Origin of the sequence: Pseudoalteromonas sp. SG45-2 (assembly GCF_014164115.1) — a bacterium.
Taxonomy (GTDB): domain Bacteria; phylum Pseudomonadota; class Gammaproteobacteria; order Enterobacterales; family Alteromonadaceae; genus Pseudoalteromonas; species Pseudoalteromonas distincta.
This window is the reverse complement of record NZ_JACJEO010000014.1, coordinates 89,698-106,552: the sequence shown is the minus strand read 5'-3', so window position 1 is coordinate 106,552 and position 16,855 is coordinate 89,698. Positions and strand designations below refer to the sequence as shown.

The 16,855-nt window shown below is 40.2% G+C and carries 15 protein-coding genes; 10 read left to right on the top strand and 5 right to left on the bottom strand.

What is annotated here, in order from left to right:
• Positions 1-21: 21 nt before the first annotated feature.
• The 10 genes from H5116_RS11850 to H5116_RS11805 all read left to right on the top strand — a co-directional run bounded on the left by H5116_RS11850 (position 22) and on the right by H5116_RS11805 (position 10,167).
• Complete coding sequence (locus H5116_RS11850) at positions 22-801, top strand: isoprenyl transferase (protein WP_024596497.1); 780 nt, start codon at positions 22-24, stop codon at positions 799-801.
• Positions 802-820: 19 nt separating this feature from the next.
• Positions 821-1,687, top strand: a complete 867-nt coding sequence (locus H5116_RS11845; RefSeq protein ID WP_024596496.1) for a phosphatidate cytidylyltransferase — start codon at positions 821-823, stop codon at positions 1,685-1,687.
• Positions 1,684-2,889 carry a 1-deoxy-D-xylulose-5-phosphate reductoisomerase gene (gene ispC / locus H5116_RS11840; RefSeq protein ID WP_182716210.1) on the top strand — a complete coding sequence of 402 codons (1,206 nt, stop codon included), beginning with the start codon at positions 1,684-1,686 and terminating at the stop codon, positions 2,887-2,889. The genes H5116_RS11845 and ispC overlap by 4 nt, the downstream gene beginning before the upstream one ends.
• 1 nt (position 2,890) lies before the next feature.
• Positions 2,891-4,243, top strand: coding sequence for a sigma E protease regulator RseP (gene rseP / locus H5116_RS11835; protein WP_182716209.1), 1,353 nt, complete (start codon positions 2,891-2,893; stop codon positions 4,241-4,243).
• Between the two features lie 100 nt (positions 4,244-4,343).
• A complete protein-coding gene (gene bamA / locus H5116_RS11830; protein WP_024596248.1) occupies positions 4,344-6,815 on the top strand; it encodes an outer membrane protein assembly factor BamA in 2,472 nt (823 codons plus the stop codon).
• Between the two features lie 11 nt (positions 6,816-6,826).
• On the top strand, positions 6,827-7,345 hold the full coding sequence (locus tag H5116_RS11825) for an OmpH family outer membrane protein (RefSeq protein WP_002958312.1): 519 nt from the start codon (positions 6,827-6,829) through the stop codon (positions 7,343-7,345).
• A gap of 7 nt (positions 7,346-7,352) precedes the next feature.
• Complete coding sequence (gene lpxD, locus H5116_RS11820; protein ID WP_024596249.1) at positions 7,353-8,375, top strand: UDP-3-O-(3-hydroxymyristoyl)glucosamine N-acyltransferase; 1,023 nt, start codon at positions 7,353-7,355, stop codon at positions 8,373-8,375.
• A gap of 26 nt (positions 8,376-8,401) precedes the next feature.
• A complete protein-coding gene (gene fabZ / locus H5116_RS11815) occupies positions 8,402-8,854 on the top strand; it encodes a 3-hydroxyacyl-ACP dehydratase FabZ (protein ID WP_002958310.1) in 453 nt (150 codons plus the stop codon).
• 2 nt (positions 8,855-8,856) lie between these two features.
• Positions 8,857-9,627 (top strand): acyl-ACP--UDP-N-acetylglucosamine O-acyltransferase, encoded by a 771-nt coding sequence (gene lpxA, locus H5116_RS11810; protein WP_024596250.1) that lies wholly within the window; start codon positions 8,857-8,859, stop codon positions 9,625-9,627.
• Between the two features lie 147 nt (positions 9,628-9,774).
• Positions 9,775-10,167: a septal ring lytic transglycosylase RlpA family protein gene (locus H5116_RS11805; RefSeq protein WP_182716208.1), complete on the top strand. Its 393-nt coding sequence runs from the start codon at positions 9,775-9,777 to the stop codon at positions 10,165-10,167.
• Here H5116_RS11805 and cydC read toward each other — a convergent pair.
• The 5 genes from cydC to H5116_RS11780 are packed head-to-tail and all read right to left on the bottom strand — an operon-like array spanning position 10,150 to position 16,567.
• Positions 10,150-11,895 carry a thiol reductant ABC exporter subunit CydC gene (cydC, locus tag H5116_RS11800; RefSeq protein ID WP_182716207.1) on the bottom strand — a complete coding sequence of 582 codons (1,746 nt, stop codon included), beginning with the start codon at positions 11,893-11,895 and terminating at the stop codon, positions 10,150-10,152. The two genes, H5116_RS11805 and cydC, sit on opposite strands and share 18 nt — an antisense overlap.
• Positions 11,888-13,681: a thiol reductant ABC exporter subunit CydD gene (cydD, locus tag H5116_RS11795; RefSeq protein WP_182716220.1), complete on the bottom strand. Its 1,794-nt coding sequence runs from the start codon at positions 13,679-13,681 to the stop codon at positions 11,888-11,890. Before cydD ends, cydC begins: the two co-directional genes overlap by 8 nt.
• Positions 13,671-13,835 carry a cytochrome bd-I oxidase subunit CydX gene (gene cydX / locus H5116_RS11790; RefSeq protein WP_002958303.1) on the bottom strand — a complete coding sequence of 55 codons (165 nt, stop codon included), beginning with the start codon at positions 13,833-13,835 and terminating at the stop codon, positions 13,671-13,673. Before cydX ends, cydD begins: the two co-directional genes overlap by 11 nt.
• Before the next feature lie 12 nt (positions 13,836-13,847).
• The gene (cydB, locus tag H5116_RS11785; RefSeq protein ID WP_182716206.1) at positions 13,848-14,987 is read right to left on the bottom strand and encodes a cytochrome d ubiquinol oxidase subunit II; all 1,140 of its coding nucleotides are present in this window, start codon (positions 14,985-14,987) and stop codon (positions 13,848-13,850) included.
• A complete protein-coding gene (locus tag H5116_RS11780; protein WP_002958301.1) occupies positions 14,984-16,567 on the bottom strand; it encodes a cytochrome ubiquinol oxidase subunit I in 1,584 nt (527 codons plus the stop codon). Before H5116_RS11780 ends, cydB begins: the two co-directional genes overlap by 4 nt.
• Between the last annotated feature and the right edge of the window lie 288 nt (positions 16,568-16,855).

The window sequence follows — 16,855 nt, the reverse complement described above, 5'->3', positions numbered from 1 at the left end:
TATACTAGGCGGCGTTTTTTTATGGAATACTCGATATTTATGGTTCTAGATGCTGACACAATTTCACAGCAATGTTTACCCAAACATGTTGCTATCATCATGGATGGGAACGGACGTTGGGCGCAAGCTAGAAATAGACCTCGTGTGTATGGGCATAAAAAAGGCGTAGACGCAGTTCGTCAATCTGTTCAGTTTTGTACTAAATTAGGGATACAATCGTTAACCTTATTTGCTTTTAGTAGTGAAAACTGGCGCCGCCCTGAAGACGAAGTAAACACTTTAATGGAGCTTTTCTTATTTGTTTTAACAAAGGAAGTTAAAAAGCTTCATAAAAACAATGTAAAACTGACCATTATTGGAGACTTATCACGATTTTCTGAAGGATTACGTAGCAAGGTAGACGCTGCGCATAAGCTGACTGAAAATAATACCGGATTGCGCTTAAATGTTGCAGCTAATTACGGTGGTCGTTGGGATATGGCTAACGCGGCTAAACAACTTGCTTTGCAAGTTGCGCAAGGCACACTCAACGCAGAAGATATTACAGAAGAGCGCTTAGCACAGCATATGAGCATGGCAGATCAGGCAGAACCTGATTTACTTATTCGCACTGGTGGCGATGTTCGTATTAGTAATTTTTTACTATGGCAAGTTGCTTATGCAGAACTTTACTTTACCGAAACACTTTGGCCTGATTTTAATGAAGCAGCATTTGCTGAGGCTATAGCGTGTTACGTTGCCAGAGAGCGACGTTTTGGTTGTACGGGCGAACAAATAAAACAATTACTCGCTCAAACCTAAATAGAATAAGGGTCACATTTTGTTAAAACAACGAATTTTAACCTCACTTGTGCTTGCACCATCGGCATTAGCTTTGGTTTTTTATACACCGCTTACGTTATTTAGTTACTTTGCCGGTGCAATAGTATTATTAGGCGCATGGGAATGGTCTGCGTTTATGGGTTTATGCGATAAGCTCAAACGTGGTGCTTTTGTTGTATTGATTGCAGCCTTACTAGGCCTGCTTAATTTACATTGGCCTATTGAATCACTATGGGAAAGTGGCAAGCTAGTAGGTGATGCGAATTACTTATTTACGCTTTCGTTTGCTTGGTGGATTGTTGCTAGTTATTTAATTTGGCGCTATCCAGAAATGGCTAAAGCGTGGAATGAAGGTCTAGTAATGCGTGGCATTGCAGGTTTATTAACACTTGTGCCGTTATGGCTTGCACTAAATACGCTGCGCAGTGCGCAATATGCTGAATCAACACATTTTGGCTCTGTACTTATTTTAGTCGTATTGGGTATTGTGTGGAGTGCAGACGTTGGTGCTTATTTTTCAGGTAAGAGCTTTGGTAAGCATAAACTTATGCCAAAAGTGAGCCCTAATAAAACAATTGAAGGCTTAGCAGGCGGTGTAGTCGCTTCTATCATTTTTGTTTTAGCATTTTGTCACTTTACCGATGTTGATTTAGGTGTTTGGCCTATCTACGCGATAATGACTGCATTTATTGCATTGTTCTCTGCGGTAGGTGATTTACTTGAAAGCATGTTTAAACGTGAAGCTGGTTTAAAAGATAGCGGCCGTTGTTTACCTGGGCACGGCGGTATTTTAGATCGCATTGACAGCTTAACGGCTGCAGCTCCAATGTTTGTAATGTGCTATGCGTGGACTCTTAGTTTATGAGCCAAAAGCAATTGCTGGTTATTTTAGGCGCAACAGGTTCAATTGGTTTAAGTACACTAGATGTTGTATCGCGCAATAAAGAGTTATTTGATGTTTTTGTTTTAGCTGCAGGGCAAAACGCAAAAAAAATGGCTGAGCTGTGTATTGAACACGAACCACTTTATGCGATTATGGCTACCCAGCAAGCCGCTGAGCAGTTATCTGCTTATTTAGCTAATACACCATGCCAAACGCTTGTTATGCACGGCGAGCAAGCAATGTGCGACTTATGTGCTCACCCAGATGTTGATGTCGTGATGTCGGCAATTGTAGGTGCAGCTGGTTTACTGCCAACATTAAGTGCAGTAGAAGCAGGTAAAAAAGTACTCCTTGCTAATAAAGAATCGTTAGTTATGTCAGGTCAGTTGTTTATTGATAAAGTTAAACAACATAAAGCGACCTTGCTGCCAATTGATAGCGAACATAATGCTATTTTTCAATGTCTACCTTCTTCGTTACAAAGTGCCAAAGGCGATCAAAATTTACAGCAACATGGCGTAAGTAAAATTTTGCTTACCGGTTCTGGTGGCCCGTTTTTAACGCGCGATATAAACACACTAAAAGATGTAACTGTAAGTGAAGCCGTGGCGCATCCTAACTGGTCGATGGGTCAAAAAATATCAGTAGACTCGGCCACTATGATGAATAAAGGCTTAGAGTTTATTGAAGCTAAGTGGTTATTCAATTGCGACACCAGTGATATAGACGTAGTGATTCATCCACAAAGTATTATTCACTCAATGGTGCAATATCATGACGGTTCTATTTTAGCGCAAATGGGTAACCCTGATATGCGCACGCCAATTGCCCATGCACTTGCATACCCTGAGCGAATTAATGCAGGCGTTAAACCGTTAAACTTCTCTGATATATGTGATTTCTCATTCACCAAGCCTGACTTTTCTCGCTATCCAAATTTACAATTAGCGATTGATGCGTGTAGTGCAGGGCAGGGCGCGACTACAACGGTTAATGCTGCAAATGAGATAGCAGTAAGTGCATTCTTAAACGGTAAAATTGGTTTTACTGATATATACAAAATAAATGCACAAACGCTTGAATCTGCAACGTATACCAATGTACAAAGCTTAGATGAAATTTTAGAGTGCGATAAATTAGCGCGTATTAGCGCTTCAGAATTTATAACAAAAGTGACGCATTAATATGTTTGATTTTTTTTGGAATCTTGGCTCATTTATTTTAGCGCTTGGTATTTTAGTGGCCATACATGAATATGGCCATTTTTGGGTTGCACGAAAAATGGGCGTTAAAGTGCTGCGTTTTTCAATTGGCTTTGGTAAGCCACTATTAAAATGGCACGATAAATATAATACCGAATATGTGATTGCGGCTATTCCATTAGGCGGTTATGTAAAAATGCTTGATGAGCGTGTTGATGACGTGCCGGCAAACCAACGTCATTTATCGTTTAACGCTAAATCTGTACAAGCACGTATTGCCATAGTTGCAGCGGGTCCAATGGCCAACTTTTTGTTTGCCATTTTTGCTCTTGCTGTAATGTATATGGTGGGTGTGCAGTCGGTAAAGCCTGTGGTAGGTAGTATTACCGAGGGTAGCCGGGCAGAGCAAGCGGGCATTATGCCTTCTCAACATATTATAAAAATTGGTGATGATGATATAACGACCTGGCAAGATGCCACGTTTGCACTTATGTCTAATTTAGGTGAAGAAAGCGTTGAAGTGATAGTGCGCGATAAAAACCTTCAACCACGTGTTAAAACGCTTAATTTAGAGGGGTGGAAACTAGATCAGCAAGACGTGCCACCATTAAGCTCGTTAGGTATTGTACCGTTTAGACCTCAAGCAACTTTAACAATTGCCGCCGTAACTAAAGACTCAGCTGCAGAACACGCTAATTTACAAGTTAATGACAAAATTTCGGCTGTAAACGGTGAAACAATAAGCAATTGGCAGCAATTAGTTAATCTTATTACGCAATCAGCTAACAAATCTTTACAATTTAGTGTAAAAAGACAAGATACTATAAAAGCCATTACAGTAACCCCTAAAGGGCGCATTGATAATAACGGTATTGAGCAAGGCTTTTTAGGCGTTGCTCCTGTTGTACAGCAATGGCCTGATGGTTATGTAGAGACTAGACATTACGGCCCGCTCGATAGTATCGTGCGAGGCACAAAAGAAACGTGGCGCTTAATTACACTCAGTTTTGATATGATTGGTAATTTAATTACAGGCCAGGTTTCGGTTAAGAATTTAAGTGGCCCTGTGGGCATTGCAGTAGGCGCTGGAACTAGCGTAAGCTATGGGTTAGTGGCCTTTTTAAGCTTTTTAGCCTTAATAAGCGTTAACTTGGGTGTATTTAATTTATTACCCTTACCAGTGCTTGATGGTGGACACTTAATGTATTACATAATTGAACTTTTTCGTAAAAAGCCGGTCTCTGAAAAGACACAAGAGTTTGGTTTTAAAGTGGGCGCCTTGTTGCTCATTTTTCTAACATGTTTCGCTTTGTTCAATGATGTATCGCGTTTGTAGTTTTACAGCGTGGCAAATTACTAATTAGAACACGATTGTAAAGCACCACTTTAGTAGGGTGTTATGCGGTAATACAGTTGTAAAGGATAAAGATAATAAAATGGCTATAAAAAAACATTTGGCAGTAACAAGTTTATTGGGTGCAAGTTTTGCAGCCCTAGGCCAAAACTCCTTTATTGTTGAAGACCTGAAAGTTGAAGGTTTGCAGCGTGTAGCACTTGGTGCAGCGCTAACACATATTCCTATTAACGTAGGCGATAATGTTGATGACTATACGATTTCAAAAACAATAAAGTCACTTTATCGTTCTGGGCACTTTGATAACATAAAAGCCCTTCGTGATGGCAACAACGTTATTTTTAAAGTAACGGAACGTCCAACCATCAGCTTCATTGAGTTTGAAGGCAATAAAGACATTAAAGACGAGCAGCTTAATGAGTCTCTTGATCAGCAAGATATTCGCCAAGGTGAACCACTTGATAAAACCGTTATCGATAGTATCGAAAAGGGCTTAGTTGAGTTTTTCCACAGTATTGGTAAATACAACGCTAAAGTAGATATCAGCATTACTAAATTGCCTCGTAACCGCGTTAAACTTAAATTAGAGTTTGATGAAGGTGATGCTGCTTCTATCCGACAAATTAACTTAGTGGGTAATGAACTTTTTTCTAATGAAGAGCTTCTTAAACTTGCTGAATCGCAGCAAGATTTACCTTGGTGGCAGTTTATGGGTAGCGATCGCTACCAAAAGCAAACCATTGAAGGCGACTTAGAAAAAATTCGTAGTTATTATTTAGACCGTGGTTACCTACGTTTTAATATCGATTCAACGCAAGTATCAGTGAGCCCTGAACGTGAATCAGTTTACGTTACAGCTAACTTAACTGAAGGCGTAAAATATACCGTTAAAGGCTTTGACTTTATTGGTGACTTGCTTGGCCGTGAAGACTTAATTAAAAGTGTTATCCCACTTAGAGCGGGTGAGCTTTACAATGGCTCAGTCGTTACTTCGTCAGAAGAATTTATTAAAAGCTATTTAGCACGTTTTGGTTACGCTAACGCTGAAGTACGTACAATTCCAGAAATTGACGACGAAAAGCAAGAAGTACAACTAACACTATCGGTTAATCCAGGTAAGCGTGTATACGTTCGTCGTATTATTGTTGGTGGTAACCAAAATACAGCTGATGAAGTACTTCGCCGTGAAATGACACAACTTGAAGGCGCCTGGTTATCTAATCAAAACCTTGAGCGTTCAAAACTACAAATTCAACGTTTGCCTTATATGGAAACTGTTGATTTTAACGTAGTGCCTGTACCAGGTGTGGATGACCAAGTAGATGTAGACTTTACTGTAAAAGAGCAATCAGCGGGTAGCTTTAATGCTGGTCTTGCTTATGGTTCTTACTTAGGTCTGCAGTTTAATATTGGTGTAACAGAATCTAACTTTTTAGGCACAGGTAACCAAATTGGTTTAAACCTTAACACGTCTACAGGTTCTGAAAGCTTAAGCTTATCGTACACAGACCCATACTTTACGCCAGATGGTGTATCGCAAGGCAGTAGCATTTTTTACAGAAACTACGATGCAAGTAAATTTAGCCTTGTTGAGTACAAATCAAAAAGTTATGGTTTAGGCACAAATATTGGTTTTCCAATTGATGCTGTAAATCGTGTTAACTTTGGCGCCCGTTGGATTAAAGAAGAGCTTTCGGATATTGCAGAGTACGAGCAAACGCGTGTACTTCGTGAAACATTCTTAGATCCAGACAACCCAGATGCAGGCTTTGACTTTACTAAGTATGAGCTGAGTGTTGGTTGGTCGCGTATTACAGTTAACCGTGGTTTATTCCCAACAGCGGGTTCGCGTCAAACTCTAAACTTAACAGCAACAACGCCTAACTCAGATCTTCAGTACTTTAAACTGAATTACGATTCGCGTTTTTACTGGCCTATATCAAATGACCACCGTTGGGTATTCTCAACGCGTGCAGCGCTTGGTTATGGTAATGGTTATGGTTCTACAAACGGGTATGAGCAAACACTTCCATTCCAAGAGTACTTCCGTATAACGGAAATGGAACTTCGTGGCTTTGACCGTAATACAATATTACCACGTGCTGTATCGCGTATACCGCAGTCTATTCCAGGTACGCCAGGTGCAGACGGTACTACAACCGGTAGCATTGGTGGCGCATCAGAATTTGATATTCTAGTGCCGCAAGGCCGTATTGGTGGTAATGCTAAAGCAGTGGCAGGTATGGAGCTAATTGTTCCTACGCCATTCTTAGATGAAGAAAATACCAGCTCTGTACGTACTAGCTTCTTTGTTGATGCTGCAAACGTATGGGATACTGAGTTTAACGTAGACCGCTATCAAAACTTAGGCGTTGATGAACGTGCTAAATTAGATGACTATTCAGACCCAATGCGCTTTAGGGTTTCAACCGGTCTTTCATTACAATGGATCTCTCCAATGGGTCCAATGCTGATCAGTTTTGCGTATCCATTGCAAAAAGAAGAAGATGACGATACGAAAACCATCAGCTTTAACATTAGTAACACTTTCTAAAGGAGTTTTTTGTGAAAAAATTATTTAAATCAACAGCTGTAGCAGTTTTAGCAACTTTAATGATGGGTACTTCTGTGAATGCATTTGCACACAAAGTAGGTATTGTTGATATGCAGGAAATCTACAAGCAAATTCCTCAAATGGCTAAAATTGAACAGTCTTTACAAACTGAGTTTGCTGAACGTCGTCAAGAGCTTGAAAAGTTACAAGGCGATATTCGTTTTGAAGCTGAAAAATTTAAACGCGAAAGTACAACTATGAGCCAAGCTCAAAAAGATGCACTACGTGATAAAATCCAAGGCATGCAAAAAAATCTTGCTGAACAAGGTCGTCCTTTAGAGCAAGAAATCAAAGCGCGCCAAAACCAAGAACTTGCTAAAGTTCAAGGTGTAATAATCAAAACAATTGAAGAAATTGCTAAAGACGGCGACTTCGACGAAGTTAAAGTAAAAGACACAACAATTTACTTTAATCCTAAAGAAGTAACTGATCTTTCGTCTAAAGTTGTAGCTGCAGTTAGTAAGAAATAATCACTCTATGCAAAATTATACGCTTTCGCAAATTGCGGAACTTCTAGGCGCCGAACTTCAGGGTGATGGCGCTTTAGAAATAAAAAAAATAGCGACACTTGCAAATGCCCATTCTGGGCATATTGCATTTTTAGCGAACTCAAAATATCGCTCGCAACTTGAGACTACTCAAGCTAGCGCTGTAATAGTAAGCCAAGCCGATGCTCAGTACTTTAGTGGTAGCAAAGTTATTGTTGCGAATCCGTATGTAAGTTACGCAAAATTAGCGCAATTTATGGATACAACACCACGCTCAGCCTCGACGGGTATTCATCCAAGTGCCACGGTTCATTCAACAGCGATTGTTAGTGACAGCGCCGCTATAGGGGCTAATGCAGTCATTGAAGCTGATGCGGTGATAGGTGACAATGCGCAAATTGGTCCGAACAGTTTTATCGGAGAACGTGTTAAAATAGGCTCTGGCACTAAGCTTTGGTCTAGTGTGACTATTTATCACGATGTTGAAATTGGTTCAGATTGTTTGTTTCAAGCAAATAGTGTTGTAGGTAGTGATGGGTTTGGCTATGCGAACGAACGCGGGCAATGGGTAAAAATACCTCAGCTTGGTTCAGTGATCATAGGTAACAAAGTTGAAATTGGTGCAAGCACGACAATTGATCGTGGCGCACTGGACAATACCATTATCCATAGCAATGTTATTATCGATAATCAGTGTCAAATAGCGCACAACGTTGAAGTTAATTCAGGCACCGCAATCGCGGGCTGCACCGTACTTGCAGGAAGCGTTACCATTGGCAAAAACTGTCAAATTGGTGGCATGGTTGCAATTAATGGTCACATGTCTGTATGTGATGGTGTTATAATTACCGGCATGAGTATGGTGACAAAATCAATCACCGAACCAGGTATTTACTCATCTGGTATGCCCCATACAACAAACAAAGAATGGCGTAAATCAATAGCTCACTTGCGTAACCTTTCAGACATGAAATCTCGTCTTAAAGCGCTGGAAGCATTGGCTAAGTCATAACGTTGAACACTAATAAGGATGCTATTTTGGCAAACGAATTAAATAGCCTTGATATTCAAGAAATTTTAAGTTTATTACCGCACCGTTACCCGATGCTATTAATTGATCGTGTTATTGATTTTACACCTGGCAAATCTTTACATGCTATTAAAAATGTTTCTATAAACGAACCTATATTTACTGGCCATTTCCCAAATCAGCCAATTTTTCCTGGTGTGCTAATATTAGAATCAATGGCGCAAGCCACGGGTTTATTAGGTTTTAAAACAGTAGAAAATCGTAGTGAAAACGAATTATATTTATTTGCTGCTGTTGATAACGCACGTTTTAAACAGCCAGTGATCCCAGGTGATACAATGCACCTTCATGTTGAGTTTTTAAAAGAACGTCGCAACATTTGGAAGTTTGCAGCAGAAGCTAGAGTCGACGGCAAAGTAGTGTGTAGTGCCGAAATTATGTGTGCGAGAAGAGAGTTTTAATAGTGATCCATTCTACAGCAATAATCGAACCTGGCGCTAAACTAGGTAACAATGTCTCAGTTGGTCCGTATAGTTATATTGGCAATGATGTTGTTATCGGTGATAACTGTATTATTGAGTCTCATGTTGTTGTTAAAGGGCCATCAACTATTGGCTCTGGCAATCATATTTTTCAGTTTGCGTCTGTGGGCGAAGCCTGCCAAGACAAAAAATACAACAACGAGCCAACCACATTAGTCATGGGTGATAACAATGTTATCCGTGAATGTGCCACTATTCACCGTGGTACAATTCAAGACCAAGGCGTTACTAAAATTGGTAGTAATAACTTATTTATGGCTTATACACACGTTGCACATGACGCGGTAATTGGCGATAACGTAATTTTTGCTAACAATGCAAGTGTGGCCGGCCATGTACATGTAGGCGACTGGGTTATCTTAGGTGGTAATTCGGGAGTTCATCAGTTTTGTAAAATTGGTGCACATGCCTTTATTGGTATGTATTCAGGTGTTAACAAAGATGTACCACCTTTTGTTACTACCATTGGTATGCCAGCAGGCCCTGCCGCTATCAATAAAGAAGGCATGAAACGTCGTGGTTTCGAAAGTGATGAAATTATGGCTGTACGACGTGCATACAAAGCGTTTTACCGTAAAAGCTTAGGTGCAGACGAAGCGATTGAATCGCTTAGTGAAGATGCTGAAAAGTACCCTGCTGTGAAATTGATGGTCGACTTTGTTAAAAGCTCAGAGCGCGGCATTGTAAGATAATTCGCGCGTTTTGCTCTAAGCATAAAAAACCACCCTAGATGATAAATCGAAGGTGGTTTTTTATTGCCCACGGTTTAGACCTAATTCAGTTAATACTCAGCGAGATCAAGTTAGGATGCATCTAATTTGTATAATAAAAGTCATCCTATGCGTTTACCTAAGTTAGTTGTCACTCTTTTTATTACTTCAGCGTTAGCCGCTTGTAGTAGCCAACCTATTGTTAAATCATCTACTGGAGAGGTTACTCAAGTTGGTAAAGCATCTTTTTATGCTGACAAATATCACGGGAGAACAACTGCCAACGGAGAGCGCTTTAGCCAACAAGCCGCCACAGCAGCCAATTTAGAGTTCGACTTTGGCACTAAGGTCGTTGTTACCAACCTCGCTAATAATAAATCAGTCACGGTAAGAATTAACGATAGAGGCCCGTATGTGCGAGGTCGTATTATTGATTTATCAAAGAGTATGTTTGAAAAGATAGCCGACCCTAAAGTCGGCGTTATTGATGTATCAGTAACGGTTTTAAAACCGGGTAGTTAGCGCAATATAGTCGGGATAAGTGCTACTGAGCTCTTTATGAGAGCCTTGTGCGACTACTTTACCGCCTTCTAACCATACAACATTATCCATTTGAGCAAGTAGAGCGGGATCGTGCGTAATTGTCAGCACGCTGGCGTTATTCATAACATGTATTATTGCTTGCATTACCCCTTGCTTAGATTGATTATCAAGACCTTCTGTTGGTTCATCAAGAACTAAAATAGTAGGGTTTTTAAGTAATGCTTGGGCAATGGCTATACGCCTAGATTGACCTTGCGACACGTTACGCCCGCCAGTGCCTAATCGTGTTTTTAAACCTTCTTTTAGCTCATTAAACCATGGGCTCAATTGAGCTAATGCGAGCGCTTCAATCATTTGCTCTTTAGTTGCATTTGGCGCGGCATAACGTAAGTTTTCACTTAATGTGCCATCAAAAATATGGTGCTGCTGGGCGAGTATATTTATAACATTTGCGCGTATATCATTATTTAACGAATGTAAGTCAACAACGCTATTTTGATTGTTTAGCGTTATGCTGCCTTGTTGCAAAGGCCATAAACCAGTAAGTAAATTTACAAGCGTCGTTTTACCGCTGCCGCTTCTACCTACAATCGCTACTTTTTGCTGAGGCATTAGTTCAAAACTGATATTAGTTAGCGCTGTTTGTTCACCATATTGGTAGCTAATATTGTTAAGTACTAACGTGTGATTTTGCGCGCTAAAGTTTTCATCAATGTCTACATGTTTACTTTTAATTTGCGTACTAGCTGCTTTATCTTCAAGTGTAAACAATCGCTCTGCTGCTTTTAAAACATTTGGAAGCTCTATAAACGCGTTGGGTAGTAGTAATACGCTTTCAAAGCTTGCCAGTACAAATAAACTTAACATAGCAAGTTCTACATTTACCATACTGCTTGCGTAAACCAGCGGCACAATGGTTACTATGCTAGCAAGCATGGCTAATTGAACAACCAACAAGCTTAATCCATCTGAGTTTGCCAGTGCTTTGTGGCGAATAAATAATTGCTGATTGTACTGCTCGCTTAATTCGTCGCACTTATTAAGTTGCTGCGAACGGGCTTGATAAATACTAAGCTCTCTAAGGCCTGTAAGTGTATCTGAAAGCTCAGAGCGAAGTTGTGCACTAAGTTGTGTTTCTTTATGGCTGTTTTTAGTGAGCTTTATGCTGAGTAGGGCAGGTATAACCACACCAATAAGTATAATGCCAGTAAAGCAAATAAGGGCGACGTTGCCATTATAGGCCGACATAAACAGCATGATGATTGGCACACTTAAAAGAGCGACCAGCATAGGAAGTAAAACGTTTAAATAAAATTTGTCGAGTGCGTCTACATCGTTTTGTAATCGGTTAACTAGATCAGCGCTGCGGCTCATTGCTAAATCAACATTGTTAAGCTTGCTTAACGTTGCAAATACATTGGTACGTATTTCACTTAGTAATAGAAACGTGGCGTTATGAGTAACTAGGCGTTCGCCATAGCGCGATGCTGTTCGCACAATAGCTAAAAAACGAATCGTGCCGGCAGGAGTAAAATAATTCATTTGTACGCCCGCAATACCAGCAGCGGCCATTGATGCTAAAAACCAGCCAGATATAGCCAACAGGCCCACATTAGCTAATACCGTAATCGTCGCTAAAAATGTACCCAATAGCATAGCTTTATAATGAGGAGCACAAAGCTTTAGTAAGCGAATAAAATTACGCATGCGCCACCCCTTGTTCAGCCGTTTTTAGTAAGTCAGCAAATGCACCATTTTGCGCTGCAAGTGTTTCAAAGTGACCTTGCTCAGCTATTTTTCCATCGTGCATCACAATGATATTGCTGGCATGTTTAACGGTATTTAATCTATGGGCAATAACTAATACTAAGTTGTTTTTAGCATATTCATTAATAGCATCTTGAATAAGCAGCTCTGTTTGACTATCAAGGTGCGCAGTGGGCTCATCAAGCACTAAGACTGGTGCTTGTTTTATAAATGCGCGAGCCAGTGCAATACGTTGTTTTTGACCGCCAGAAAGCCCTTCACCTTGCTCACCTATCTGGGTGTTAAAACCATCGGGTAGGGTATTAATAAATTCAAGCACACCAGCTTGTTTTGTCGCATGTTCAAGCTCTTGCTGTGTGGCAGTGGGTTTGGCCAATTTAATGTTGGCAGCAATGGTGTCGTAAAATAGCGTCGCTTGTTGTGGTATCCATGCAATATTATTTTGCAAGTAAGTAATATCGGTTGTACTTAAACTCTGATCATTAATAGATAGGTTGTTAATCACCTCAGGGTGAAACCCTAATAGACAATCAAACAACGTACTTTTACCTGAGCCACTACTGCCCACAACTGCAATTAAGCCTTTATTTGGCAATGTTAAATTTATATTTTTAATCCCTTCGTTACTACCAGAGTATATAAAATTAAGGTCGGTAATACTTATTGAATTAATTGTATTTAAAGTTAAATTGTTTTCAGGTGCGCTTGTAGTTACTGACGCATTTTCGTCACTTGGCAGTGGGGCATTTAAAATCGCAACCATATCGGCCGCCGCACTAATACCTTGTAAACGTGCATGGTAATGACTACCTAGTTGGCGCAGTGGTAAATAAAATTCAGGCGCTAAAAGTAGCACCACAAAGCCAGTGGCAAAATCAAGAGTGCCAAAAAATAGTCTAAAACCAATAATTACGGCAACGAGTGCCACGCTAATAGTGGCTAAAAACTCAAGTGCAAATGATGATAAAAACGCGATTTTTAAAACATCGAGTGTCGCGTGTCTAAAATCATCTGAAATTTTAGCTATTTGTTTAAGCTCGGTACATGTTGCATTAAATAGTTTTAGCTGAGTTAAACCTTGCACGCGGTCAAAAAAGTAATTGCCCAGTACAGCAAGTTGCTTCCAGCGTTTTTGGTTTAAAGCTTCGGCTTTAGAGCCTACTAAAATCATGAAAAAAGGAATAAGTGGGGCGGTTAATAAAAATATCAGCCCAGCTTTATAATCTGTCGGAAAAATAACTACCAATATTGCCAGCGGAATAAGCGCGCTGTAAGCAACACCTGGCAAGTATTTAGCATAATAGTCGTGAAGTGCTTCAACGCCATTATGCAGGGTATTTAATGTAGCGCCTTGGCCGTGTTGTTCTATATAACTAGGCCCAAGTAAGCTGAGCTTATGGAGAAGTGTTTGGCGCATAGCCGATTTTACTTTAAGCGCAGCAAATGCACTTAAGCGCTCACTTAACGCTAAAAACACCGCGCGTAATAAAATAATGCCTGCTAAGGGCCATAATAAATGAGTGACTTGGGCTAAATTATTACCTTCAAACATTACATTATGAATAGCTTGAGCCAGTAAATAAGCACCTGCAATCATCAGTAATGCGTTAAAAGTACCCAGTGCAATGCTTAACTTTAACCACACTGCAGCGGGTTTACTTTGACGCTTTAAAAAAGCGCGCAGTGATTGCTGCTGCGCGCGATCTGGTCGGGGGTTAGTCGTCATCTTTTGTGTTGTTAGCATCATTTAATAAATCGTGCATGGCTTGTTCATCATCAGCAATGCTGTTTTTATTTTGATGAAATTCGTACCACATTACATTTATTACACCTAAGGTACAGGCCAAAAGTACACCTAAAATCCAAGCGAAATACCACATTGTTTAGTCTCCTTAGTAGCTACCATGAGTGTTGTTTTCAATTTCTTCTACCGTTACTCTGCGCCACATTTTTACGTAACACCAAGTGGTGTAGGACAATATTAGTGGTACAAAAATACACACTGCAACAAACATTATATTGAGCGTTTTATGGCTCGATACCGCATCCCAAATTGTTAAGCTAATATTAGGGTTATTACTTGATGGCATAACAAATGGGAACAGAGAAACACCGGCCGTCATAATTACGCCAATTAACATTAAGCTTGTTGAAATAAGTCCAAGTGCAGGTTTATTTAATTTTGAAAACACAAGTGCACTTAATGCCATTGCAAAGGCTAAAATAGGGAAGGTCATTGTCCACGGACGGGTGCTGTAATTACTTAACCAAGCACCTTGCGCTGTAATGACTACTTTAGCTAGAGGGTCTGCATGACTTTGTGTATCAGCCATCGATACAACTTGGTAACCCGTTAAGTTAGCCACCCAAAAACCAGCTGCAGCAAATAACACGATAAACATAATAAGAGAATAGCGACCATATTGACCCGAACGCTCTGCGACCACACTTGCTGTTCTAAGTTGTAACCACATACCTGCATGCGCAACTAACATGGTAATACTTACTAAACCTGCAAGTAATCCAAATGGGTTAAGCAAGCCAAAAAATGATCCTTGGTAGCTAACACGCATAAGGTTATCAATATTAAACGGTACGCCTAAAAATAAATTACCAAACGCAACACCAAATACTAATGCTGGAATTGCGCTGCCTGCAAGCAAGCCCCAATCCCAGTTATTGCGCCAGCGTTTTGAGTCTACTTTACTGCGGTAATCAAATCCAAGTGGTCTAAAAAACAAAGCAAAGAGTACTAGCATCATGGCAAAGTAAAAGCCCGAAAATGCAGCTGCATAAACCATAGGCCACGCCGCAAATAACGCGCCGCCTGCAGTTATAAACCATACTTGGTTACCATCCCAATGCGGGCCAATTGTGTTTATTACTGTGCGGCGCTCTGAATCTGTTTTACCAACGAGGCGAAGCAACATAGCAACGCCCATATCCATACCATCGGTAATAGCAAAACCAATAAGCAGCACACCAATGATCAACCACCAAAGCATTTTTAATGTTTCATAATCAAAAATCATGATTGCTCTCCTTCAGTTTTATCAGCTTTGTTTGGTAATTCAAAATGATACTTACCAGTATGTAGCGAGCTTGGCCCTTGCTTAACAAAGCGGATCATCAGCCAGCCTTCCACAATGGCTAAACCAGTATAGAAAACAATAAACCCAGTTAAGCTAATTAAAATATCGTTTACTGTTAGTGACGACGTGGCTAAAAAGGTCGGCAGTATTTCAGATATAGCCCAAGGTTGACGGCCATACTCGGCAACAATCCAGCCAAATTCAATCGCTATCCAAGGTAGTGGAATACTCAATACGGCAGCCCATAACAACCAGCGTTTTTGCTCAATAACACGGTGAGCGTTGTAGTAAAATGCCAATATAAATACACCTAGCATGGCCACACCACAGGCAACCATAATCCTAAATGACCAAAACATAGGGCCTACTTTAGGAAAAGAGTCTTTAACAGCTTTTTGAATTTGTTCTTCAGTAGCATCTACAACATCTGGTGTGTAGCGCTTAAGTAGCAAGCCATAACCTAAATCATCTTTTAGAGTATTAAATTTGGCAATATTATCTGGCGTATCTTCACCGTTTCTGAGTTTTGTAAGGTATTCATAAGCAATCATACCGTTGCGAATACGTACTTCATGTTGTTTTTCTAGGTCGTTAATACCCGTTACTTGCTCATCAAGTGAGCGCGTAGCAATTAACCCAAGTGCGTAAGGTATTTTAACCGCCGCATGTGTTACTTGCTCTTCTGAATCAGGAAAACCAAATGCGGTAAACGCAGCCGGAGCTTCTTCTGTGTGCCATTCGGCTTCAATTGTGGCAAGTTTTACTTTTTGGACTTCGCCTACTTCGTAGCCTGATTCGTCACCGAGTAAAATTACACACAAAATTGACGCTAAACCAAAGCCTGATGCGACTGAAAAAGAGCGTTTAGCAAATGCTAAATCACGACCCTTCAATATGTACCAGCTACTAATACCAAGCACAAACATAGACGCTGCTACATAACCTGCCGATACAGTATGAATAAACTTAACTTGGGCTACAGGGTTAAACACAAGCTCTGCAAAACTGGTCATTTCCATGCGCATGGTTTGATAGTTAAATTCAGCGCCTACTGGGTTTTGCATCCAACCGTTGGCAATTAAAATCCACAGCGCCGACATGTTAGTACCAATGGCCATTAAAAAGGTCGCGCCTAAATGTTGGCGTTTAGAAAGCCTGTCCCAGCCTAAAAAGAACATACCCACAAAGGTCGATTCTAAAAAGAATGCCATTAAACCTTCAATAGCCAGGGGAGCCCCAAAAACATCACCTACGTAATGGGAATAATAAGACCAGTTAGTACCAAACTCAAATTCCATGGTAAGGCCTGTTGCCACACCAATTGCAAAGTTAATACCAAACAATTTTCCCCAAAACTTAGTCATATCACGATAAATTTCGCGACCGGTCATAACATAAACCGATTCCATAATAACTAAAATCCAGGTCATACCTATCGTTAACGGTACGAATAAGAAATGAAAGAGAGCGGTAACAGCAAACTGTAATCGCGATAGATCCACAAAGGTTTCATCTATCATTATTGGCTCCTTGAGAGTGACGGATTAACAGGGCAACATTTTATTGGCAAAGTTAAAATTTAATGAACTTTCAGTAATTACTGAAAGTTTGTAATAGTATTTACGTTTGTGCAATCTTTGTCAACATACATATTAGTAAAGCGTAATATATATTTCCTATGCTACATCAGTATTAAAAACAAACAACATAAAGCCTTAACTTAGGTAATAAAAAACCAGTTATTTAAAGCGTTTAACCAAACAGTAAAACACGGTAAACTAACAAGCATGAACGCCTGGTTTACTTGT